Here is a 22928-nt window from a genome sequence, read left to right as displayed (position 1 = left end):
ACGGAACGTTGCGAGGGATGTAGCAATACCCGTGCCTAAAAAAAACCGCCTATAAATGAACGACTTGAAAAACAGGCGTCAATCATCCGCCTGTTCATCACCGTCGCGACGGCTCATGCCGTACTTGCGCATCTTTTCCACCAGGGTGGTGCGACGAATACGCAGGCGTTCTGCAGCGCGAGCCACGATGCCATTGGCATCATCCAGCGCCTGCTGAATCAACCCCTGCTCCAGACCACCGAGGTAGTCTTTCAAGTCGAGGCCTTCCGGCGGCAGCAAAGCGTTGGCGGTGAAGTCCGGGGTATGACCGTTGATGGCCACTCGCTCTTCAAGATCGCTGCGCAGGCTGTCGACCAGTTGTTCGTCTTCGTCATCGACGTAGCGGAATTTTTTCGGCAGCTCGACCACGCCGATCACCCCGTATGGGTGCATGATCGCCATGCGTTCCACCAGGTTGGCGAGTTCGCGAACGTTGCCCGGCCAGCCGTGACGGCACAGCGACATGATCGCCGCCGAGTTGAAGCGGATCGAACCGCGCTTCTCGTGCTCCATGCGCGAGATCAACTCGTTCATCAGCAACGGGATGTCTTCGACACGTTCGCGCAGCGGCGCCATCTCGATCGGGAACACGTTCAGGCGGTAGTACAAGTCTTCGCGGAAGGTGCCGATCTCGATCATGCTCTCGAGATTCTTGTGAGTCGCTGCAATGATGCGCACATCGACACTTTGGGTCTTGTTGCTGCCCACGCGTTCGAAGGTGCGCTCCTGCAACACGCGCAGTAACTTGACCTGCATCGGCAGCGGCATGTCGCCGATTTCGTCGAGGAACAAGGTGCCGCCGTTGGCCAACTCAAAACGCCCGGCGCGGCTGGTGATCGCCCCGGTGAAAGCGCCCTTCTCGTGGCCGAACAATTCGCTTTCCAGCAACTCGGCCGGGATCGCCCCGCAGTTGACCGGAACGAACGGCGCGTCACGACGCTTGGAGTGGTAATGCAGGTTGCGCGCGACCACTTCCTTGCCGGTGCCGGACTCACCAAGGATTAGCACGCTGGCGTCGGTGTCGGCCACTTGCTGCATCATCTGACGGACGTGTTGAATCGCCCGGCTGGTGCCGACAAGGCTGCGGAAAAGATTGGGTTCGCGATGACGACCGCGCTCGCGGGCCTGGTCATACATCTCGCGATAGACCTGGGCACGGTGCAGCGAGTCGAGCAATTTGCTGTAGCTGGGTGGCATTTCCAGGGTCGAAAGCACTCGGCGACGCTGGTCTTCGGGCAAGTCAACGGAAGAATTATCACCCATTAACAAAACCGGAAGGAACTCATCCCAGGTTGCGAGTGTCTTTAACAAGCCCGGAAGTGCGCCAGGAGCATTGACCGTCCCGATGAGGACACAGATCACTTCACGACTTGATGACAAAGAGCCGACAGCCTGCTGCCAGTCATGGCTACCGCAGGGTAAATTTTCTTCACCGAGAAAATTTAAAATCACCGCCAAATCGCGGCGGCGGACGCTATCGTCATCAATTAGCAGAATTTTGGTTTCACGCCACATGCAATAGCAACTTCCCTAGTCAACTCAATGCCCAAAATGATGGGGCAAGCTAGACGCTTGCAGACACGTTATGCCTGTAGACGCCTGAAATCTGGAACCAGCCACTAGTTAAGTCAAAAAACCGTGCACAGTCAAATTTATGGCGCACTATGTTTGGATTAACTGAGGATTAATTAACCAAACAGATGGTAAACCTTTGCCGCGCTCTGCGCTTGATGGATCTGCGACATCTCGTCGACTATCGCTTGCCGCTCCCCCGTCGCCGCCTCCAGAAGCTGCTTGTACACCCCCAGCAACTCCTCAAGATTATCGCGCAGAGCAGCTTCGTCCACCGAAGCCTCACTCAAGACGTCTTCCATGCAGGAACGACACGCCAGGTCCAACTCACCGATGGCCTCCCAGTTTCGCTCGGCCAATGCACCGACCAGGGCTTCGCGGGTGTGCTCGATTCGCTGCAATACAAGACTCATGGTGATCTCCTTAAAACTGCGGACCCGGTGCGGCAATCGCATCCCAACCGTCTTTGACTGTTCGAAGCAAATCAGCGACTTCGTCGAGAATCGCAGGATCGGTCTTGATGTTGGCCTCGGCCAGGCGCTTCATCATGTAGGTGTACAGGTTGTCCAGTTCACCCACGGTTTCGACGGAGTTCTCAAGGTCCAGACCTTCACGCAAACCACCAATGATGCCGATGGCCTTGCCGATCAGTACGCCCTTGTTCGGAATGTCTTTGCGTTCCATCGCGCCCTTTGCCTGGGCGATACGGTCAAGCCCGCCTTCCATTAGCATCTGAACCAGACGATGCGGGCTGGCTTCGGAAGTTTGCGCTTGAGCGCCAATCTTCTTGTATTGGCGAAGGGCTAACATTGGATTCATGTTGTACCTCATCAAAATTCAGTAGTTCGTCTAACCAGTGTATCGACGACGCGTCAAAAAACTTTAGATTCAAATGCAAAAAGCCCGGAGCGCTTGAAAACGCTGCCGGGCTTTTGGCGTTGTGCGTGTTACGAGTTCTTCTGCTGCGCGCTCATCGCCTCAAACATCGAGGTGATGTTGCTGGCTGTCGCCTTCAACTTACCAACGAGTGTATCCATGTCGTTGTACTTTTTGGTCAATACCGCAGTCAGTGTTTCGACCCGACGATCCAAATTAGCCTGATCAGCGGTCAGCCTGGTTTTGGTCACATTCAGGTTGGTGGTGCGAGTATCAAGAATACCGCCCGTATCGGTGTAAGGCTTAATCACATTGTTCATGCGTTCGAGCAGACCGTTGGTACCGGCAAACAGGGTCTGAACCTCGCCACCGAGCTTCTTGTCATTCATCGCTGCGGTGAACTTGACGGAGTCGAAGTTCAGCGCACCGGTTTTCTGATCGGTGGTGATCCCCAACTGCGAGAGCACGGTCAGCTTGTCGCCAGCACCGGTCTGGGACAACGGACCACGAATGGCGGCCAGCAGCGAGCGTGGCAACGGGTCACCGGTCAGCGCAGCAGCGACTGTCGGCTTGCCATCGTCATCCAGGGACGGCTTGGTCAAGGACGTCACAGCATTTGCGATGGCGTTATAGGCGTCAACGAACTTCTGGATCGATGCCTTCAAACCATCGTTGTTGGAAGCGACGTTAACAGTCGATGTACCTGCGCCGGTCAGGGTCAGACTCAGGCCGGAGATCGTGTTGGCGACGGTATTGGACTTGCTGGTCATCGCCAGACCATCGACCGAGAACACCGCATCCGCAGCCAGGCCGCCGATGGCACCCGAAGAGCTCGCGGTCGGTGCGCCCATTGGGGCCGTCCCGTCGATTGTCAGGCCGGCGATACCGCTGGCGGAGATATCGGAACCTGCACCGGTCGCGGTAGAACCCAAGACCAGGCGCGAACCAAAACTGTCGGTCACGATGTTAGCGCTCAGGCCACTGGCCTGGTACTGAGTGTTGATCGAGTCACGCACCGACTGCAGCGTGGCGCCCGCACCTACGGTGACAGGGTAGCTGGTGCCGTTCTGGGTGATAGTCAGCGTGCCCGCCGGGACAGCACTGGTCGCTCCGCCGGCAAATGCCGCAGAGGCTACTTTCGACGAAGTGGCAAGACTGGTTACCTTGACGACGTAATTACCGGCAACAGCCGTGTTACTGGACGTGGAGGTCAGTACTTTGGCATCGGAGGACGTCGCAGAAAAACCCGTGAACTGGGGGGTAGTCGTACTGCCCAGATCGGTGAGTGCTTTCTGGAACGTGGCCAGCAGCGACTTCAGCGTACCGATCCCGGAGATGCTCGCCGTGTTGGTCGTGGTCCCACGGTCGATCTGACCTTGCTTGGCCGCTTTGTCAGCGTTCACCAAGGCCTTGACGATAGCACCGGTATCAAGGCCAGAGCCTAAACCCGTGCCCGGTAAAATTGGACTTGCCATGTGGAACTCCCTTCAGTGTGTCGCCGGCCTTTTGACCACTACAACGCCCAAAAGAACATAGCAACAAAATTCATGCCAACTGTCAGGCTTTAGCGCTGAACAACAGGCTGCTTGCATCATTCAAACTATTGGCCAGTTTCAGGACTTCTTCGTTGGGGATCTGACGGACCACCTCACCGGACTCACTGGCAATGACCTTCACAACAACCTGACCTGAAGGCTCATCAATCGAGAACTCCAGATTACGCTTGACCGACTGAACGAACTTTTCAATTTCTTGAACAGCCATTTTCAGCTTGTCCTGCTCAGTCTGTGCGCTCTTGCGCACCTCCTTGACGTCGACCACTTTCGCGGGCTCCGCTCGAGGCTTTTCCGCAGTCTTGTCGGCAACCGTGGTTGCGTGCTTCGCTGTCGGATAAGACAAGTTCAGCTTCACGCTCATATCCATGTCCATCACCTCTAAAAGTAAAAAAGCGAGAGGGCACGACCAGCGCACACCCCTCGCCAAAACTCAATCAGCTATTACTGAAGCAGTTTCAGTACAGCGGATGGCAGTTGGTTGGCCTGAGCCAGAACTGCGGTGGAAGCTTGTTGCAGAGTTTGTTGCTTGGTCAGCTGTGCAGTTTCAGCAGCGAAGTCGGTATCTTGTACGCGACCACGAGCAGCTTCAGCGTTCTCGTTGATGTTCTGCAGGTTGGAGATGGTGCTGGTCAGACGGTTTTGTGCGGCACCGAGGTCAGCACGCGCGCTGTTGATGGTCTGCAGAGCAGCATCGATACGGGTAATGGCAGCGGAGAACGAAGCTTGAGCGGTAGCCGAGCTGTTACCAGTGATCTGAGTGGTAGCCGAGTCAACCGACAGGGTTGCAGCGCCGAAACCGGAGGCCAGGGTCAGAGTGATCTGGTTAGCCGAACCAGTGTTGGAACCAACCTGGAAGGTCATGGTGCCAGCAGTACCGTCCAGCAGGTTCTTGCCGTTCAGGTTGGTGGAGTTGGCGATACGAGTGATCTCGTCCGACATTGCCGCGAATTCTTTGTTCAGAGCAACGCGGTCTTGAGTACCGTTCGAGTCGTTTCGAGCTTGTACGGCCAGTTCACGCATACGCTGCAGAATGTTGGTGGTTTCCTGCATCGCGCCTTCAGCGGTCTGAGCGATCGAGATACCGTCGTTGGCGTTTTTGATCGCCATGGTCTGACCGCGGATTTGCGAGGTCATACGAGTGGTAATTTGCAGGCCGGCGGCGTCGTCTTTGGCGCTGTTGATTTTCAGGCCGGAAGACAGGCGAGACATCGAAGTCGACAGAGCGTCGGAAGCGCGGTTGAGGTTCTTCTGAACGTTCAACGACGTGACGTTAGTGTTTACTGTTAAAGCCATGACGAATTCCTCGTTGGTTGGGTACTGCGGCTTCCGGCCCTGGCAACCGCCGGGTATGGCCTAGAGAACCTTCGTAATAGTTATCGTCGCCAACGCAACTTGCTTTAGGGGATTTTCAAAATTATTTGCCATCACGTTGCCACCCCCCGCAAATCAAGGGGTTGGCGACGATCCGACAGCGAAAAAATGACGTCAGGGAAATGCCAGCGACAGGTTGGCGAGGACTCGCCGGCACCGACTGAGGGGAAATTGCTTAAATGGACAGCGTGTTATTCAGCAACTGGACCAGTTCATATTCCAGGTAATCGGCTAGAGCGAGCCAGTTCTGCGCTTCCTGACACGCGAACATCTGGCCGAGCACAAACGCCCACTGCTGCTGAGCCTCCTGCGGCTTCGAATCGAACGCCGGGTGGACCGCACCGGCCAACTCGATCATCGCCAGCCCGGCTTCAACATCACGACCCAGGCGAAACAAGGCTGCGCAGTGCTGCGCATCGGCAACGAAGGTTTCAAGCGCGCTCACGATGCAAACTCCGGATGAAAAACCGTGCCGGCGATCATTGCCCCTGCCCGGCTGCTGTTATAGAAGCGCACCTTTGGATGGCCCGCGATAAAACGCTCCAGTTCACACAGGTAACTGCGGAAGTTGAGCTGCGTCTTGATGCGCTGGCCGTGACCGTCCAGCACCCAGTGCCTGGCGGCGCCCAATTGCGGCCCCAGATCGCCATCGCTCCATCCCGCGTGGGTCTTGTCGCCCGGGAACGCGAAGTCGGCGCCGAACAGCGTGACTTGCGCCGCGCCCATCTTCACCGCCAGGTCCGCCGCCGGGTGAATCACGCTGCCACCGACGTACAACTCGCCCCGGGGCAGTTGCCGACGCAACTGCTGATAGATCGGGCTCGCGGAGTAACCAGCATAACGCGCGCCCTGCCAGGCCTCGATCACCGCCGGATCAAGCATGGGCATGTACACCAGCGTGATGTCGGACGTGCCTTCAGCCGGCAGGTGCCGGTCCGAGATGCGCTGATCGATGCTGACGACCATGTCGGGACGAATGCCGTGCTTGAGCAGCGGACGATAGGCCGTATCGACGCAGATGAACAACGGTCGTGCGGCTTCATTGCGAATCGCGCGCAAGGTCGCAAAGTGCTGTTCCAGGCTCGGACCGGTGGCGATGACAAACACCTCCCGCCCCGACTGTGAACCGAACAACTCGGCCACATCGCGATCGCCCTCCACCCACTTGAGACTGACCTGCAAGCGCTCCACGATGTCAGGCGACTGCGGATCGAACTCACGATTATTGAAGGTCAGATGGGTTTCACTGATCAGGCGATCACGGATCTTCGCGCTGAAATCGTCGGCCAGTACCAGCTCGGAAGGCAGTGCAAAAAACGGTAGCTGGATTTCCCCCAGGTCACCGGCATACAACAACTCGACCCGCGGATCGCTGAGCCACGGCTGTTGATCGAGCAGTTGCAGCACCAGGGCAAACACGGCACCGTTGAGGATGTGCACGTACAAGCGCTCAAGACCGGCGCGTTGCAGCAACTCCATTTGCAGATCGCCCAGCCCGGTGCCGTAGACATGCACCACTGGACTGTCGACCGGCAAGCTGTCGGCCTGAAGCGCAGCCTCGCGGCTGCGGTCATGGCGGCTGGTGAGCTGAATGCCGTTGATGCTCAACGTCGAACCCAGACCTTCCACCAGGTCAGCCTGCAATTGGCTCGTGTCTTCAATCAGCAAACGCACCGCCAACGCCGGCCAGTGTTGCTCGATGACCTTGACGTTGTGCTCAAAGAACTCGCTCATGGCGCCTCGCAGTTTGTTCGGGCAAAAAAATAGCGCTCAAGATTACACCTTGAGCGCTTTTTTTGTGTCTGGCTTTCTTTGACTAAAGCACCGGGTTCAAGGGCGGTAGAGGATCGCCGAGCCCCAGGACAGGCCAACGCCGAAACCGCTCAGCGCAACGCGCTTCCAGTCGGAGTCCAGCACGTGCTTTTCCAGAAGCAACGGAATGCTCGAGGACACGGTGTTGCCAGTCTCGACCATGTCCTTGATGAACTTCTCCGGCTCGCCTTCGAAGCGACGCGCCACGGCGTCGACGATTGCTGCGCTGCCCTGGTGAATGCAGAAGGCATCGATATCGGCCGCCGTCAGCTGCGAGTCCTCCAGCAGTTCATGCAAGTGCGCCGGGACTTTGAGCAGCGCAAAGTTGAACACCTGACGACCGTTCATGTAGAACACGCCGTCGGTGACTTTCAAGTGCGGCGCACCGGAACCGTCGGTGCCGAACTTGGCTTTTCCCAGCTGCCATGGCGCGTTTTCGCCCATCCAGGTCGCGGTGGCGGCGTCGCCGAAGAGCATGGTGGTGTTGCGGTCTTCCGGGTCGACGATCTTCGAATACGGGTCGGCGGTGATCAGCAAGCCATTCTTCAGGCCGGCGGCTTCCATGAAGCCCTTGATCGCGTAGATGCCGTAGACGTAGCCGGAGCAGCCCAGGGAAATATCGAACGCCGCCACGGTGGTCGGCAGGCCCAACTTGTCCTGAACGATGGCTGCGGTGTGGGGCAAGCCTTCTTCGTCGCCGTTCTGAGTGACGACAATCAGTACGTCAACGGATTCGCGCTTCAGATCGGGGTTGTTGGCGAACAGCGCATTGGCTGCTTCGACACACAGGTCCGAAGTTTCCTGCTCGGCGTCTTTGCGCGGCAGAAAGGCCGAACCGATTTTGCCCAGGATGAACTCTTCATCCTTTTCGAATTTTGCACCTTGTGCGTAATTGTCCACGCCGGCTACAGGAACGTAGCTCGCAATGCTTTTTATGCCAATCATTACGGCTTCCCAATAATAAACAGCCCAATACCACCGCTCGTAATGATTCGAGGGGCGCCGACAAACAGAGAAAAACGTCGCCCCATGGAGGCGACAACGGGAAGAATAAAAGGCTATCACTGGGCCAAACAGAGACCAGGCGCCACCTCCCCGATTAATACAATACAGTGAAGATGCGCGTTATGACTCGCAGGTCACGCTATTTTGCCGAATCAGAGCTATAAGGCGTTATTCGACCAATGACCAGTCCAGCGGGGTTCCACGCTTGATGGCGTGGCGGGCGCGGCGGCCCAGAAGGGTTTCAGCGTGTTTGGGCGCCAGCCCCAGGCCAGGACGGATCGCACGCAGATTGGCGACGGTGAACGGCTCGCCGGCCGCCATGTCTTGCGTGACATAGAGCGAGCGTCGGTACACCAAGGACTTGCGCTCGGCCTCGGTTACGCCGTAATGCACCTGACCCATGGCCTGCCAGGCACGCTCGGTTTCGATCACCAGGCTTTCGAGTTCGGCCGGCTCCAGGGAGAAACTGGCGTCCACACCACCGGCCGAACGGTCGAGGGTGAAGTGTTTTTCCACCACCGTCGCTCCAAGCGCCACGGCCGCCACGGACACGCCGACACCCATGGAGTGATCGGACAGGCCGACTTCGCAGCCAAACAATTCACGCAAATGTGGAATCGTGCGCACATTGCTGTTGGCCGGTGTCGCCGGGTACGTGCTGGTGCATTTGAGCAGCACCAGGTCCTTGCATCCCGCCTCACGGGCAGCGCGCACGGTTTCGTCGAGCTCGGCGATGCTGGCCATGCCGGTGGAGATAATCAATGGCTTGCCGGTGGCCGCGACCCGGCGAATCAGCGGAAGATCGGTGTTTTCGAAACTGGCGATCTTGTAGGCCGGCACATCGAGGCTTTCGAGGAAGTCGACGGCGCTGTCATCAAACGGCGTGGAGAAGGCCAGCATGCCCAGCTCCTTGGCCCGGGCGAAAATCGGCGCGTGCCATTCCCACGGCGTATGCGCTTTCTCGTACAACGCGTACAACGAGGTTCCGGCCCACAGACTCTTGGGGTCCTTGATGAAGAACTCACCTTCGGCCAGGTCCAGGGTCATGGTGTCCGCGGTGTAGGTTTGCAGCTTCAAGGCGTGCGCGCCGGCCTTGGCCGCCGCTTCGACGATTTGCAGCGCCATGTCCAGCGACTGGTTATGGTTGCCGCTCATCTCGGCGATGATGAACGGCGGCGCGTCGGCACCGATGGAGCGGTTGCCGATCTTGAAACTAGTCATTGCTGCGTTCCTTCAATACGCGCGTGAACGCGCAAGCACTCTGAGTAAAACCGGCTTCGCGAAAGACCTTCAGCGAAGGCTGGTTGGCCGGCAACACCTGGGCGGTGATGGTCGTCAGTTGCGGCCAGTGGGCCTTCACGAACGCCTCGCCGCGGGCCAGCAGCGCCCTGCCCCAGCCCAAGCCGATGCGATCGTCGAACAGATAAATCGAGACTTCGGCAGCAAAGCCGCGCAGGTCATAACGCAACACACCCACCGGACCATCATCGGCTTCGGCGATCAACAGCAAGCGCTGCGCATTATTCAAACTCGCAGTCAGCCAGTGTTGATGCGACGACCATTCAATCGCCCCGGCGTCCAGCGACCAGCGCCGTACCGCCTCGGCATTGCGTCCGTCGAACAGAAGCTTTGCATCGTCTGCGGTCGCGAGACGGATCTGCAACACCGCACCGGCCAACGCTGCCGCCACCCGCTGCGCGCCCCGACCATCCACCAACTGCCGCGAATGCTCGGCCAGGCTCTGGCGTATCCCCTGATTACCCGCGACAAAACCGATGGCCTGGCGCAGCTGTTCAACGCTCACCTGTTCACGAGCGCCCAGGTAGACATGGGCACCCGAGGCGGCCATGACCTCGCCGTTGGCCTGCTGATTGTTCGAGACCGCGATGCAAATCGTCGGCAGCCCCATGGCCGCCCGCTCCCAACTGGTGCCGCCACCGGCGCCGACAAACAGGTCAGCCTCCGTCATCAGCCGGTAGAACTCGCTGACAAAACTGTGCAAGCGCCAGTTCGGCCGAGTCGCCGCCATGGCCTGCATTGAGTCCCAGGCCGGGTTGTCGGCACCGGCAACAAAATCGACTTCCAGCGCATCGAAATCGGCCATCGCCAACATCGCTTGATGAGTCTGCATCGCCGCATCGAAGCCGCCGAAATTCACCAGCACCCGCTTGGCCTGAGGCCTGATGGGGATCGCCGGGCAGCGGAACTCATCGCGCAGCATCGCGAAACGTGGGCCGAATAAGGTCTGACAGCCGGGCGCGAGCAGCGAGGCATAAGCCGCCGGCGTGCCCGACAGGTTCTGGTTGAGCAACAGATCGACAGCGTATTGACGGGCGGCAAGGTCATCCACCGCGGCGATCCGTGGCGCCCAGCGCCGGGCCGCCGTCTGCCAGTGATGGTCGAGGCCATAGTGGTCGACGATGATCCAGTCGAACGCCGGATGGTTTTCCAATGCGTGCGCCAGCGCGTCGATGTCCGCCTGCCAGGGCAACATCGATTCGATGCCTTGCTGCGGGTCTTCATCGGGATAACGTCCCGGCAGCGCAAAAGTTTCAAAACCTTCGGCCGCCAAACTGTCCAACCGATGACCCGGCAGCAGCCGGCATGCAAAGGCAACATGCGAGCCCTGCTTGCGCAACGTTCTGGCCAGCGGCAACAAGCGAGCGATATGCCCGCTGCCAATGGTCGGCGACGCGTCGGAGCGAATCAGCACCCTCATTGCAGTTCACCTCCAGCCTTCAACGCGGCGTAAAGGTATTCAGCGCGTTTCCAGTCTTCGAGGGTATCGATGTCCTGCACCAGATGCCGCGGAAGAATCACCGGCAGGCTCGCCGGGGAAAACAACACATCGCCGCGCAACCAGGCCTCGCTGCGCCCCCAGTAGAACTGCCCGGCGTCCTGAAAGGCTTCGGCCAGATCCTGCGAGCGGGTGTTGCGAAACTCCGGGTACAACGACGTCAACGCGCCGCGCTCGTCGAGGGTCAAGGCACGCTGAACGGGAAAGCCGAAACCGGCCACGGAAAATGCGAAGGATTTATCCGCGTGCCGCTCCAGCAATTCAAAGCCCTGACGCAGGAACCGCGCCTGCAACAGCGGCGCGGTGGCGTAGAGGCAACAGGCATAGTCGAATGCCGCAAGCTCATTCAAGGCATGCACCATCACCGCCGCCGTGCCGGTGAAATCGTCGGCCAACGACGCCGGACGCATGAACGGCACCTGAGCACCGTGCGCCCGCGCAACCCCGGCGATTTCTTCATCGTCGGTACTGACGACCACCTGATCGAACAGCTGCGAATCCAGCGCCGTACAGATCGAGCGGACGATCATCGGCACGCCATCGAACGGTTTGAGGTTCTTGCGCGGGATTCGCTTGCTGCCGCCCCGGGCCGGGATGATGGCTACGCAGCTCAACGCCCCTGCCCCCTCGTCCGACGATAAATCAAGATGTTCAACCCAGAATCCGCCTCAAATGTTCCACCACTTCATCCTGCTCTTCATCCGTCAGATCGGGGAACAACGGCAAGCTGATGGCCTCGGAAAAATAACGTTCGGCCTGAGGAAAATCGCCATCCTTGAAACCCTGCTCACGGTAATAGGGCTGCAAATGCACCGGAATGTAATGCAGGTTCACCCCCACCCCGGCAGCCCGTAACGCTTCGAATACCTGGGTCTGGTTGAGTTTGATCTGCGACAACTGCAACCGAACTACGTACAGGTGCCAGGCCGACTCTGCACCCGGCTGGGCCAACGGCCGTGTCACTGCGATATCCGCCAGCAGCGTTGCATAACGCGCAGCCAATTGACGACGTCGAGCGACAAACGCATCGAGCCGCGCCATTTGCGACAGCCCCAAGGCGGCATGCAGGTCGGTCATGCGGTAGTTGAAACCCAGCTCCAATTGCTGGTAGTACCACAACCCCGTCTCCGGCATGTTCATTTGCGCCGGATCGCCGGTAATGCCGTGGCTGCGCAAGCGCCGCAAACGGTCGGCGAACTCCGGGCGATTGGTCAGCACCATACCGCCCTCGGCGCTGGTGATGATCTTGACCGGGTGAAAGCTGAAAATCGTCATTGCCGCGTATTGGCCACAACCCACCGGCCGCCCCAGATACGAGGCACCCACCGCATGGGAAGCGTCCTCGATCAGCGTGAAACCATAACGTTCGGACAGTTGGGCAATCGTGCGCATGTCGCAACTTTGTCCCGCGAACGCGACCGCCACCACCACTTTGGGCAGCTTCCCGGCCGCTTCGGCGATCTCAAGTTTCGCTGCGAGTAGCCGTGCATCCAGGTTCAACGTCTGCGGGTCGATGTCGACGAAATCGACACTGGCGCCACAGTAACGACCACAGTTGGCCGACGCGACGAACGTGTTCGGGCTGGTCCAGAGTGAGTCGCCCGGCCCCAGACCGGCGACCAGACAGGCAATGTGCAACGCCGCCGTGGCGTTGCACACCGCTACCGCGTACTCCGCCTGGCAGTGTTCGGCCAAGGCTTTTTCGAAGCGTTCAATGGTCGGCCCTTGCGTCAGCCAGGGCGAGTTGAGCACCTCCATGACTGCGTCGATATCGCTCTGATCGATGTTTTGCCGCCCATAGGGAATCCGGTACGGCATCATGACCGTGACTCAACACAATGCCCAACCAACCGGCAGACACAAGTGTCCTTGAACTTCATTTTGCGGTTGCACATGTGTTGAGTCCTTTTGCTGATCAGACAGCTTAAGCAAGCAACTGCGCCCAGTTCACACTGGAAGCATCGCCGAGGGTAAAGCCCTTGCCGGTCAAGGCCAGGTTCTGGTTGTAAGCCGAATCTTGGGCGAAGCGCGCCTGCCACTTGTCTTGCAGGGCCGCGGCGGTCTGCGGCGCGTCAGGCAACAGGCCCGGGTGCAGCAACTGCGCCTGAGGGCACCAGACAATCAGGTAACCGGCGTCAGCGGCTTTCAGGCACAGGTCGATGTCTGCAAATGCTTCGTCGAAATGCTCTTCGTCCAGACCGCCGACGGCTTCGTAGAGCTCTTTTCGCACCATCATGCAAGCCCCGGACACCGCCGAGTAGTTCTGCTCCACCTGATGGCCGTTCATGTAGCCTTTGGCATCTTTGCGCTCATCGATAAACACCGAGCCCAGCACGCCATTGAGGCCCAGCACCAGACCGGCTTGCGTGGTGACGCCACGAATGTCCATCAGCTTAGCGCCGACAATCCCGACTTCCGGACGCTGGGCCTGGTTCAACAGGCTGTCGAGCCAGTTGGCGTTGACCACAACGGCGTCAGCAGACATCAGCACCACGTAGGTACCCTTGGCCTCACGCACGGCAAAGTTATGCAGCGCCGAGGCGCTCAGACGCTCGCCGGTACGCAGGACGCGCAGGCGATCGTCCTTACCTTCCAGGCTGGCCAGCCAGGTCAGCAATTCTTCGGACTGGCTGTGGTTATCGGCGATCAGAATTTCGTGCGGCTGATAACGGGTGCGTTGCAGTACGCTGACCACGGCTTGTTGCAGCGACTCGAAATTGTCCTGGCTGTGCAGAATGATCGACGCCTTCGGCCGTTCGGCGTGCTGGTAGTTGATCTGCCAGGTGTGCGGCAATTCGGAGCCGACCTGACCGCGATAACCGCGAGCTGCCAGGGAGCGGGTCAGGGCCTGACGTTCGTGAGCGTTTTCCTCGGTCGACGGCGCGTTGCAGATCAGCAGTGGTTCGGCCAGATGAGCCAGCCCACCCAGGCCGCCGTCTTCGATCAGGCGCAGCACCCGATCGAATTCCAGCGCCGACGCGTATTCAGTCGAGTAACCACCGGCCTCGGCCAAGACGTCACGCTGAATCAACCAGTGACGAGCCATCAGCGACGGCACGCTTTGCAGCAGATCAAGGTTGACGCCTGGACGGAACACATCGCTCAGGGAACCGTTTTCCTGACGATGGATTTCGTCCATGGCGACTGCCCGCACGCCTTCGGCACCGAGCAACTCGAGGCTGGCACGCAGCAGACCGCTGGCGGTGAACTGATCACCGGCCTCAGCCAGCACCAGCCAGTCAACGGTGGACTGGGCGACGCTCTGGTTGATGCGTTCAACGTAATTGGTGGCGGTGACTTTGACAAAATGCACGGTGTCTCGCGGCGTGGTGGTTGCCGGCAAATCACCGGTGGTGAACACCACCACTTTGAACGCCTTGCAGTGACCACTGACCAAGCTGTCAAAGGTGGTCTGCAACTTGACCATGTCGGCGTCCAGGTCCAGCAGCAGGATGCCGAATTGTGGGCCGCCGTTGTGTTTGGCCAGGTGCGCAGTAATCGACTTGAGTTGTTTGGCATCCGGGTTGCGCGCTTCGATCCAGTTCAGCAGGCGACCGGACGGCATGTTCTCGAGCAACGACTGTTCGTCCTGTTTCGGCACCGACGCCAGGCGCTTGGCCCAGACTTGCAGCTTGACGCCCTCTTCCTCATCTTCGGTGCCCTGCAACGACTCGGCCAGACGTGCAACCACGGTGCGGTTGAACGCATAGAGGCTCAGCGCTTCCCACAAACGGGCACGCAGGGTGCGGTCGTTATCGTTGGGATGAACGCGCATCAGTTCATGTTGCTTGAGCAAGATGCCTTCCAGCTCCTGCAACTGCAATTTACCGGCGGGCATGGTGTGCAGGAGGAATTCAAATTCAGTCAGCAGGTCGAACACCGGCTGGTTGTAGAACGGCATTTCGACGAACTGCTCGGTATTGAACGTGCGCACTGGCTCTTTGCCGGACTCCAGCCAGGCCGAAGTGAAAATTAGCGTGCCCTTCAGCGAGCGCATGTTGTTGAGGCAGTCAGCCATGGTGGCGAAGCTGTCCAGTGCCACCTGTTTGCCCTCGGCCAGCGTCTTGTGGCTCATGCCGGTGGGCAACGAAGCCAGAAACTCGGCGAAGCGCTCGCGGTCGGCCACGGTTTTGGCGTCCTTGAGCGTCAATACCGTCAGGACGTTGGTGTTGTGCTCCGAAGAGCCGTAGGGGATCTCCCGCACGGCGAACGGGATCGGCAAGATCCGCGCCTTGGCCCGTGCGAGCATGTAATAGGCATGGCCGATTTCCTGCCACTCGAAGCTGGTGCCCGGCAGCAGCGCGTTGTGCCAGTCTTGCAGCAACTCGGTACGGCTGACCGCATAGAACGGCGGCAGGAAGTGCCCCATGAATTGCATCAGGCGATCTTCGGCCCGATCCGAGCAGTAATCTTCCGGCCCCTTGCGATCACGACGGAAGTAATTCACTTCCGTGGCGCGGGCCAGGTACATGATCCCGTAGCCGTGGGCCATGCCGTAGTCGGCGTTGTCTTCGAGGAATTCGAGCGACTCGGTGATCGCATCGTGCAGCAGGAAATCATCATCGGCCGCCAGCACCATGTATGGCGTGGTGACCTGATTCACGCCATAGGCGAGTTTTTCCTGCAACCCGGTGTAGGTGAACTGCGGCAGGTGCCGGTAATCGACCATCGGGTAATCGCGGGTGATGTCGTCGTCGCTTTTCAGCGAAGAATCCAGGACCAGAATCGTGCAGGGATAGCTGCTGTAATACTGCAAGGTGCGTCGCAGGTAGGCGTTGCGGTTGTGGGAAATCACCACCACCGTCAACCGTTCATTCAGCGGTGCCAAATCGTTACGAGCAGTGTTTTGAACGTGCATATCTCTATCCCCACAACCGGCCAAGCGCCGAGAACCCAGATTCAATAATGATTAACGAACGCGACGCAGATAGCCGTCCGGCGCCACGGTGATCAGCAGCTTGTTCTGCAACTGACGGTCGATTTCGAAGTCAGCGTTTTCTTCCAGGTATTTCCACACGGCGGTCTTCGGGTTGTCGCCCGGGCCCCATGGACGATCCGGGAAGAAGTCGGCCGGCATGTCTTCAACCACGGTGTCCATGACCACGCAGTAGCTGTCGACCGAGACCAGTGGTGCGTACAGGCGCAGTTCTTCCAGTACGTGGTCGTGGGTATGGTTGGAATCCAGTACCAGAATGACTTTCTTGCCTTCGGCCGCGGCGCGCACTTGTTCGGCGATGGCGGCGTCGATGCTCGAACCTTCGATCATCTTGATGCGTTTGCTCATCGGGTGGCTTTCGATGGCTTCGCGGTTGTGCGGGCGAATGTCGAGGTCGATGCCCAGCACTTCACCGTGGCCTTGCAGCTCCAGCAAGGAGGCGTAGTAGATGATCGAACCGCCATGGGCGATACCGCATTCGATCACCAGGTCAGGTTTGACCTGCCAGATGATTTCCTGCATCGCCATCATGTCTTGCGGCAACTGAATGATCGGACGGCCCATCCACGAGAAGTGGTAGCTGTACTTGTGCTTGGCCGACTGGTTGAAGAAATCCTGGGCCAGGCCGGTGAGTTTCTGGTCATCGCCCTGGGCGGCGATTTCTGCCTGGCATTCGGCTTCGAAGGCTGTATTGATGGTGTTGTCGGTCATTTTTCTAATCTCAATAGTCACTGGAACGAAGCGCTGTCGACGGCGTGATAGACGTAGCGTCCATCGGTCATCCGCTTGATTTCTTCGAGGTAGTTGGAGTTCATCACAAACAGGTTGGCACCTTCGGGCAGAGCGTCCATGGCCTCTTGCGGCGAGGACACCCGCACGCCGCTAAGGGGCAGATACCGACCCTGTTTGGCCGGGTTGATATCCACCACGCGATCCACCGCCACGCCGGCCCGTTGCAGGAACAGCGAATAGATCACGCCTTTGGACGACGCGCCCCAGATCGCCGAACCTTGCTCGGGGGCGGCCTGGATAATCTGCACCGCACGCTCGAGGCTGCTGGTGAAACCTGGCGGCAGCTCAAGGCGCGGCACCGGTTGCTCCGGGGTCAGGCGCAAAGTTGCCAGGTCCGCCACGATGTACAGGTATTGGCCACCGAACAGGTGACCGGCCTCGTGCACCGTGCCGAACATCCGGCGCAGGTCATCGAGGCGAAAATAATTGACGTGCTCGTAGAACAGGTCGAACCAGGCACGGTGTTCCAGGATCCAGTCGAAGCACGGCACTTCGATGTAGATCTGCCCGCCCTGATTGGCGTCGGCCATCTCGGCGAGGAAACTCACCGGGTCCTGAATGTGTTCCAGCACATGGCGCAGCACAATGGCGTCCGCCGCCAGGCCCAGGCCACGGGTGAACGGCGCCTTGATCACATCGGCGTTGCTGCCTTCGTAGGCCGGGTCGATGCCGGTGATGGCGTAGCCCAGGCTTTTCAGCAGCTCGAGAAAGTAGCCTTTGCCGCAGCCGACTTCGATCAGTTCCTGACCCTTGAAGTGACGGGCAATGATGCCTTCGACATCGCTCAGGTGCTTCTGGAACTGGCCCGAGTGCGCCTGTTCGTTCTGGTAGTCAGCGTCGTAGCTGAGCTTGTCGGCATCGAAGGCCTGGTTGAAGATCAACCCGCTCTTTTCGTCCTGCACCAAGACCATGTCGGCGCACGCCGACGCTTTCGCCGACGCAGGGTCGGCAAAGGTACGGTTCTGCAACACCGGCAGGTCGGCGACCCGATACAACTCATGCCTCATGCTCTGCTCCCAGTAGCTGTTGCAAACGGTCCGCCACGCCCCAGAACGCCATTGGCTCGTGGGTCGGGTATGGGTAATGACCGAGGTTCAGGCGGATCGCTGCGCCACGTTCGCGCAGTCGCTGCTCGACCAGCGCCCGGACCGAAACCGGTTGGCCGCTGGAACAATTGATCACGCCGTCGAATTCACGCTGTTGCACGATGGCGGCGAGGTAACCCGCGGCCGTGTCGATGGCCAGGTAATCGCGCAACTGTTCGCCAGCCGACATATTGAAACTGGCGTCGCCGGCATCGATGGCCCGGTCCAGCGCCGCCAGCAAACTGTTCGGGTTTTGCCCCTCGCCGTGCAGGTAGAACAACCGCGCCCATTGCAGGGTAAACGGTTGAACCCGCTGCAGACTTTCCAGGAACAGGCGCAGGGTGTTTTTTGCCAAGCCGTAAGGGTTGCCCGGCTGCGGCGCGGTCTGCTCACTGAGCGGCCCGCTCTGCAAGCCATATTCAAAACAGGTGCCGGTGACCAGCACTTGCGAAACGCCCGCCTCGACCGCGCCCTTGATGAACCGGTAATCGGCCATCAGGTTGTGCTCGAAGTGAAACAGCGCCTGATAGTTCGGCAACCCTGGCCAGGCCAAGTGCGCCAAGGCGTCGATGCCATCGGTCAGCGCGGCGATATCGAGGTCGGCGGCGTGAATATCCGCCGCAACGAATTCCACGGCATTGATCCACGGCAAGTTCGCGGCGGTCTCGGCGTTACGCGCCACGGCGCGGACTTCGCAGCCACAGGCGAGCAAGGCCTCGACCAGATGCCTGCCGACGAACCCGGTCGCCCCGGTGACCAGGACCTTCACAGGACGGTCAACTCAGGCACGGCGATGACAAAGCGGCCGTCCCACTCGCGTACCTGAGCCAGTTGCTGACTGACTTCGTGCAGCAGGTTCCACGGCAGGACCAGGACGTAATCGGGTTTTTCCAGGTCGATCTGCGCCGGCGAAACAATAGGGATGCGGCTGCCCGGCAAGTACTTGCCCTGCTTGTGCGGGTTGGCATCGGCGACCCAGGCCAGCAGGTCCGGCTTGACCCCGGCATAGTTGAGCAAGGTGTTGCCCTTGGCCGCCGCGCCGTAACCGACCACGCGCTTGCCGTCGGCTTTTGCCTGCAACAGGAAACGCAGCAGTTCGTGCTTGATGCGTTCGGCAGCGGGCGCGAGGGTCGCGTAGTACTCGGGAGTTTTCACCCCGGCGGCGAGTTCGGTTTGCAGCTGCCGAGCAACGGCTGGCTGCACCTCGCGGCGCACACCGTCGGCGCGCTGGACAAAGACCCGTAGCGATCCGCCATGGGTCGACAGCTGACTGACGTCGAACACTTCCAGACCGTTGCGTGCGCACAGGGTCTGGACAGCGGTCAGCGACAGATAGGAATAATGCTCGTGATACAGCGTGTCGAACTGCTGCCCGGCCATCAGGGTCAGCAACTGCGGAAACTCGAACGTCGCCACACCGGTCGGCTTGAGCAATGTCGCGAAACCGCCGAGAAAATCATTGATGTCCGGCACGTGGGCCAGCACGTTATTGGCCGCCATCAGGTCGGCGGACCAACCGTCGGCGATCAATTGCGATGCCGTGTCGCGACCGAAGAACAGCTCGCGGATCTCCAGGCCTTTTTCCCGCGCCGCTTGTGCGGTGCTGCGGGTCGGCTCGACGCCCAGGCATGGGATGCCGCGCCCGGCCACGTACTGCAACAGGTAACCGTCGTTGGCCGCAATTTCCACCACGCGGCTGTCGGCGGTCAGGCCGAAACGCTCGACCATCTCGGCGACGTATTTGTCGGCATGGGCCAGCCAGGTGCTGGAGAACGAACTGAAATACGCATACTCGGCGTCGAACAGGCTGTCGGCGCTGGTGTAATCCTCGGTCTGCACCAGCCAGCATTGCTGACACACCGCCACTTTCAGCGGCACCCATTGCTCGGCCTGTTCCAGCTGATCGGCGCGCACATAAGCGTTGGACGGCGGCGAGGTGCCGAGATCGATCAGCGGCAAGGCCAGAGAAGTCCCGCAACCACGGCAGTTCATACACGTACTCCAGCGAAGTGTTCATCGAGCAAGGGATGGCTGGAATCCCGTGCCGACAGATTATTGACAGGCAACGGCCAGGCAATCGCCAGCCGTGGATCGTTCACGCTCAAACCACCCTCGTGCACCGGCGTGTAATCAGCGCTGTGCAGGTAGAGCAATTCGGCATCGTCGGTCAGGCTCTGGAAACCATGGGCGAACCCGGCCGGGATCAACAGGCTGCGACCGTCGCCGGCCCGCAGGTGTTCAGCGTGCCAGTGCAGGAAGGTCTCGGAGTCGGGCCGCAGATCCACCGCCACGTCCCAGACTTCACCGCGCAGGCAGGTGATCAGCTTGGCTTCCGGCGCGCAGGCGTTTTGGTAATGCAGACCGCGCACACTGCCGCGTAAACGTGTGCAGGAATGGTTGATCTGACGGATATGAAACGGTTGTCCGAAGGCGCTGAGGCTGCCTTCACAGAACAGCCGCGCAAAGTGCCCGCGATCATCTTCGAAGCGTTTGTGCTGCACGCTGAACAGCCCGGCCAGCGGCAATGGCTTCAACACAAACTCGCTCACAGCGCGCCTCGGTACAGGTTCAACTGGCCCAACGTGACTTCACGCATGTCATCGCCGTTTTGCCACGCCAAGTGCCAGTCGAGGGTCTGGGTCAAACACTGCTGCAACGACCAGCGCGGCTGCCAGGCCAACAGTTGACGGGCGCGGCTGCTGTCCAGGCGCAGCAGACCGGCCTCATGCAAATCACTCGGTTCGATGCGCAGGCCACGGGCTTGCGGCCAGCGGCTGGCGAGCAATTCGACGACTTCGCCGACGCTGCACATGTCCGCTTCGCTCGGGCCGAAGTTCCACGCACCGGCAAACGCCGGACCTTGCTCATAGAGCCCGGCGGCCAGTTGCAGGTAACCGGCCAGCGGCTCCAGCGCGTGCTGCCACGGGCGCACGGCTTGCGGGTAGCGCAGGGTCACAGGTTCGTCGGCGGACCAGGCTTTGAGCACATCGGGAATCAAACGCTCTGGTGCAAAATCACCGCCGCCCAAGACGTTGCCGGCACGCGCCGTGGCCAGGGCCAGACCGTGCTCGGCATGCTTCTCGGCCGGGAAGAACGACGCCGCGTAGGACTGCGCCAACAACTCGCAGCAGGCTTTGCTGCTGCTGTAGGGATCGTGTCCACCGAGGGCTTCGTTTTCACGGTACGGCCACAGCCATTCCTGGTTGGCGTAGACCTTGTCGGTGGTCACCAGCACGCAGGCGCGCACGCCGCCGACCTGGCGGATCGCTTCGAGCAGATTGAGCGTGCCCATGACGTTGCTGGAGTAAGTCCCCAGCGGGTCGCGATAACCTTCGCGCACCAGCGGCTGGGCTGCCAGGTGCAGGACGATTTCCGGCTGGGTCTCGGCGATCAGTTCCAGCAGTGCGCCGAGGTCACGCAGGTCGCCGCGCTGATCGTTGATGCCTTCGTGCACCCGCGCCAGCTCGAACAGGCTCGGCTCGGTCGACGGGTCCAGCGAAAAACCGCTGACCTCGGCACCCAGGCTTTGCAGCCACAACGTCAGCCAGCTGCCTTTGAAACCGGTATGGCCGGTGAGCAGGACCCGCTTGCCGCGCCAGAACTCCGGGCTCAATCCCATTGTTTCCATGGGGCCTCCCCGCTCAGCCACAACTGCTCAAGGTGATTTTTGTCGCGCAAGGTGTCCATCGGATGCCAGAAACCGTCGTGCTGGAAGGCTTGCAGTTGCTGTTCGCTGGCCAACGCAGCCAGCGGCTCGGCTTCCCAGGAGGTTTGATCGTCGGCGATGTAGGGCAGCACTTTGGGCGACAGCACGAAGAAGCCGCCATTGATCCAGCCGCCATCACCGCGTGGTTTTTCAATAAAGCCTTTGACGCTGTCTCCGTCGCGCTCCAGGGCGCCGTAACGGCCCGGCGGCTGCACGGCGGTCACGGTCGCGAGCTTGCCGTGGGTCAGGTGGAAGTCCACCAACGCGCCAATGTTGAGGTCCGAGACGCCGTCGCCGTAGGTGAAGCAGAACGCTTCTTCGCCTTCCAGGTAACGGGCGGCGCGGCGCAGGCGGCCACCGGTCATGGTGTCTTCGCCGGTGTCGATCAGGGTCACGCGCCACGGCTCGCTGTAGTTCTGGTGAACGTCCATGCGGTTGTTGCACATGTCGAAGGTGACGTCGGAGGTGTGCAGGAAGTAGTTGGCGAAGAAATCCTTTATCGCGTAGCCCTTGTAGCCAAGGCAGATCACGAAGTCATGAATCCCGTGGGCGGAGTACTGTTTCATAATGTGCCAAAGAATTGGCTTGCCGCCGATTTCGATCATTGGCTTGGGCTTGAGGTGCGACTCTTCGCTGATCCGCGTACCGAGACCACCTGCCAGAATTACTGCCTTCATCGCTGTCCTCTTGCTCTTCGCGCGGCCCTGCCACCCCCCGCGAGGGTCGGCGAACCGTCAGATGCACATCATTTACCCGCAGCCACTGGGGCCTTCACGCGTTTTGGGGTGAAGGTTTTATGGCGATATGCGGGGGACTTGCAGGAAGTGAGCCAATTGTCTGGGGTCGGCGACTGGTGGGGTTTCGAGGGATTTGGGGTCTGGGATTTGGGGTTTTAGGTTTTGGGTTTTGGGTTTGTGTACATATCCGTTTCTGCGGTAACGGCGACTTATGGTTTCGCTCTTACAGCGAGTCACTTTTGACAAACGCCTCAAAAGTAACCAAAAAGTCTTCGCCCCGGCGTACGGCGCCTCGCTGAGGCTCCGCGTTCCCTCGCTACGGTGTCCATCAGGGGGCATCGCCTACGGTCTGCTTCGCGACGACCTCCTCTCGATGTGTGCGGCTTCGCCGCACGGCGCTAAGCGCCTAACCCCCTGATGAACACCTACGCTCGGCCTGCCGAAGGGGCGAGAGATCAAGATCAAGATCAAGATCAACGTCAAAAGCCAAAGCCAAAGCCAAAGCCAAAGCCAAAGCCAAAGCCAAAGCCACAAGGATCACAGCCTTTGGGAAGCTGGCGTACATCCGCAAAGTACAGGTCGACTACCAAGCCGCCTTCGCAGCGATGCGGCGACCCGACAAGCCCGCTCCCACAGGGTTCGGC

21 protein-coding genes are annotated in these 22928 nt (G+C 59.8%); all 21 read right to left on the bottom strand.

Annotation, left to right across the window (positions count from 1 at the left end):
• Positions 1-78: 78 nt before the first annotated feature.
• Positions 79-1554 carry a sigma-54 dependent transcriptional regulator gene (locus tag ACA075_RS07990; protein ID WP_131061623.1) on the bottom strand — a complete coding sequence of 492 codons (1476 nt, stop codon included), beginning with the start codon at positions 1552-1554 and terminating at the stop codon, positions 79-81.
• Between the two features lie 173 nt (positions 1555-1727).
• A complete protein-coding gene (fliT, locus tag ACA075_RS07985; protein WP_094471225.1) occupies positions 1728-2024 on the bottom strand; it encodes a flagellar protein FliT in 297 nt (98 codons plus the stop codon).
• A 10-nt stretch (positions 2025-2034) separates the two neighbouring features.
• Positions 2035-2430, bottom strand: a complete 396-nt coding sequence (fliS, locus tag ACA075_RS07980) for a flagellar export chaperone FliS (RefSeq protein ID WP_094471224.1) — start codon at positions 2428-2430, stop codon at positions 2035-2037.
• Positions 2431-2558: 128 nt separating this feature from the next.
• Complete coding sequence (gene fliD / locus ACA075_RS07975; RefSeq protein ID WP_497298020.1) at positions 2559-3962, bottom strand: flagellar filament capping protein FliD; 1404 nt, start codon at positions 3960-3962, stop codon at positions 2559-2561.
• Positions 3963-4044: 82 nt separating this feature from the next.
• Positions 4045-4410, bottom strand: coding sequence for a flagellar protein FlaG (locus ACA075_RS07970; protein WP_497298019.1), 366 nt, complete (start codon positions 4408-4410; stop codon positions 4045-4047).
• A gap of 74 nt (positions 4411-4484) precedes the next feature.
• The gene (locus ACA075_RS07965) at positions 4485-5336 is read right to left on the bottom strand and encodes a flagellin domain-containing protein (protein WP_461988420.1); all 852 of its coding nucleotides are present in this window, start codon (positions 5334-5336) and stop codon (positions 4485-4487) included.
• Positions 5337-5589: 253 nt separating this feature from the next.
• Positions 5590-5859, bottom strand: coding sequence for a hypothetical protein (locus tag ACA075_RS07960; protein WP_497298018.1), 270 nt, complete (start codon positions 5857-5859; stop codon positions 5590-5592).
• On the bottom strand, positions 5856-7148 hold the full coding sequence (locus tag ACA075_RS07955; protein ID WP_497298017.1) for a motility associated factor glycosyltransferase family protein: 1293 nt from the start codon (positions 7146-7148) through the stop codon (positions 5856-5858). Before ACA075_RS07955 ends, ACA075_RS07960 begins: the two co-directional genes overlap by 4 nt.
• Positions 7149-7244: 96 nt before the next feature.
• Entirely contained in the window at positions 7245-8171 is a 927-nt protein-coding gene (locus ACA075_RS07950; protein ID WP_497298016.1) for a ketoacyl-ACP synthase III, read from the bottom strand.
• 228 nt (positions 8172-8399) lie between these two features.
• Entirely contained in the window at positions 8400-9452 is a 1053-nt protein-coding gene (gene pseI / locus ACA075_RS07945) for a pseudaminic acid synthase (RefSeq protein ID WP_497298015.1), read from the bottom strand.
• On the bottom strand, positions 9445-10950 hold the full coding sequence (gene pseG / locus ACA075_RS07940; RefSeq protein WP_497298013.1) for a UDP-2,4-diacetamido-2,4,6-trideoxy-beta-L-altropyranose hydrolase: 1506 nt from the start codon (positions 10948-10950) through the stop codon (positions 9445-9447). Before pseG ends, pseI begins: the two co-directional genes overlap by 8 nt.
• On the bottom strand, positions 10947-11642 hold the full coding sequence (gene pseF, locus ACA075_RS07935) for a pseudaminic acid cytidylyltransferase (protein ID WP_497298012.1): 696 nt from the start codon (positions 11640-11642) through the stop codon (positions 10947-10949). Before pseF ends, pseG begins: the two co-directional genes overlap by 4 nt.
• A 37-nt stretch (positions 11643-11679) precedes the next feature.
• On the bottom strand, positions 11680-12849 hold the full coding sequence (gene pseC, locus ACA075_RS07930) for a UDP-4-amino-4,6-dideoxy-N-acetyl-beta-L-altrosamine transaminase (protein ID WP_497298011.1): 1170 nt from the start codon (positions 12847-12849) through the stop codon (positions 11680-11682).
• A gap of 103 nt (positions 12850-12952) precedes the next feature.
• Positions 12953-15886, bottom strand: a complete 2934-nt coding sequence (locus ACA075_RS07925; RefSeq protein ID WP_497298010.1) for a TIGR00180 family glycosyltransferase — start codon at positions 15884-15886, stop codon at positions 12953-12955.
• Positions 15887-15937: 51 nt separating this feature from the next.
• Complete coding sequence (locus ACA075_RS07920; RefSeq protein ID WP_094471212.1) at positions 15938-16675, bottom strand: cephalosporin hydroxylase family protein; 738 nt, start codon at positions 16673-16675, stop codon at positions 15938-15940.
• A 17-nt stretch (positions 16676-16692) separates the two neighbouring features.
• Positions 16693-17763 (bottom strand): class I SAM-dependent methyltransferase, encoded by a 1071-nt coding sequence (locus ACA075_RS07915; protein WP_497298009.1) that lies wholly within the window; start codon positions 17761-17763, stop codon positions 16693-16695.
• The gene (locus ACA075_RS07910) at positions 17753-18610 is read right to left on the bottom strand and encodes an NAD-dependent epimerase/dehydratase family protein (protein WP_497298008.1); all 858 of its coding nucleotides are present in this window, start codon (positions 18608-18610) and stop codon (positions 17753-17755) included. Before ACA075_RS07910 ends, ACA075_RS07915 begins: the two co-directional genes overlap by 11 nt.
• Positions 18607-19833, bottom strand: a complete 1227-nt coding sequence (locus ACA075_RS07905) for a methyltransferase domain-containing protein (protein ID WP_497298007.1) — start codon at positions 19831-19833, stop codon at positions 18607-18609. The genes ACA075_RS07910 and ACA075_RS07905 overlap by 4 nt, the downstream gene beginning before the upstream one ends.
• Positions 19830-20390, bottom strand: a complete 561-nt coding sequence (locus ACA075_RS07900; protein WP_497298006.1) for a dTDP-4-dehydrorhamnose 3,5-epimerase family protein — start codon at positions 20388-20390, stop codon at positions 19830-19832. The genes ACA075_RS07905 and ACA075_RS07900 overlap by 4 nt, the downstream gene beginning before the upstream one ends.
• Positions 20387-21469, bottom strand: a complete 1083-nt coding sequence (gene rfbG, locus ACA075_RS07895) for a CDP-glucose 4,6-dehydratase (protein ID WP_497298005.1) — start codon at positions 21467-21469, stop codon at positions 20387-20389. Before rfbG ends, ACA075_RS07900 begins: the two co-directional genes overlap by 4 nt.
• Entirely contained in the window at positions 21451-22224 is a 774-nt protein-coding gene (rfbF, locus tag ACA075_RS07890; protein ID WP_461957774.1) for a glucose-1-phosphate cytidylyltransferase, read from the bottom strand. Before rfbF ends, rfbG begins: the two co-directional genes overlap by 19 nt.
• Positions 22225-22928 lie beyond the last annotated feature (704 nt).

The sequence above is a fragment of the Pseudomonas sp. LBUM1663 genome (assembly GCF_059695905.1).
The sequence above is the reverse complement of the archived record's forward strand: the minus strand, read 5'-3'. Positions and strand labels throughout refer to the sequence as shown.

Bases quoted from the DNA above. Each gene is read 5' to 3' on its own strand.
- fliD (WP_497298020.1), bottom strand. From the start codon at position 3,962: ATGGCAAGTCCAATTTTACCGGGCACGGGTTTAGGCTCTGGCCTTGAT.
- pseG (WP_497298013.1), bottom strand. From the start codon at position 10,950: ATGAGGGTGCTGATTCGCTCCGACGCGTCGCCGACCATTGGCAGCGGG.
- ACA075_RS07990 (WP_131061623.1), bottom strand. From the start codon at position 1,554: ATGTGGCGTGAAACCAAAATTCTGCTAATTGATGACGATAGCGTCCGC.
- ACA075_RS07915 (WP_497298009.1), bottom strand. From the start codon at position 17,763: ATGAGGCATGAGTTGTATCGGGTCGCCGACCTGCCGGTGTTGCAGAAC.
- ACA075_RS07955 (WP_497298017.1), bottom strand. From the start codon at position 7,148: ATGAGCGAGTTCTTTGAGCACAACGTCAAGGTCATCGAGCAACACTGG.
- ACA075_RS07970 (WP_497298019.1), bottom strand. From the start codon at position 4,410: ATGGATATGAGCGTGAAGCTGAACTTGTCTTATCCGACAGCGAAGCAC.
- ACA075_RS07950 (WP_497298016.1), bottom strand. From the start codon at position 8,171: ATGATTGGCATAAAAAGCATTGCGAGCTACGTTCCTGTAGCCGGCGTG.
- ACA075_RS07905 (WP_497298007.1), bottom strand. From the start codon at position 19,833: ATGAACTGCCGTGGTTGCGGGACTTCTCTGGCCTTGCCGCTGATCGAT.
- fliS (WP_094471224.1), bottom strand. From the start codon at position 2,430: ATGAATCCAATGTTAGCCCTTCGCCAATACAAGAAGATTGGCGCTCAA.
- rfbG (WP_497298005.1), bottom strand. From the start codon at position 21,469: ATGGAAACAATGGGATTGAGCCCGGAGTTCTGGCGCGGCAAGCGGGTC.
- ACA075_RS07965 (WP_461988420.1), bottom strand. From the start codon at position 5,336: ATGGCTTTAACAGTAAACACTAACGTCACGTCGTTGAACGTTCAGAAG.
- rfbF (WP_461957774.1), bottom strand. From the start codon at position 22,224: ATGAAGGCAGTAATTCTGGCAGGTGGTCTCGGTACGCGGATCAGCGAA.
- pseI (WP_497298015.1), bottom strand. From the start codon at position 9,452: ATGACTAGTTTCAAGATCGGCAACCGCTCCATCGGTGCCGACGCGCCG.
- pseC (WP_497298011.1), bottom strand. From the start codon at position 12,849: ATGATGCCGTACCGGATTCCCTATGGGCGGCAAAACATCGATCAGAGC.
- ACA075_RS07920 (WP_094471212.1), bottom strand. From the start codon at position 16,675: ATGACCGACAACACCATCAATACAGCCTTCGAAGCCGAATGCCAGGCA.
- ACA075_RS07925 (WP_497298010.1), bottom strand. From the start codon at position 15,886: ATGCACGTTCAAAACACTGCTCGTAACGATTTGGCACCGCTGAATGAA.
- fliT (WP_094471225.1), bottom strand. From the start codon at position 2,024: ATGAGTCTTGTATTGCAGCGAATCGAGCACACCCGCGAAGCCCTGGTC.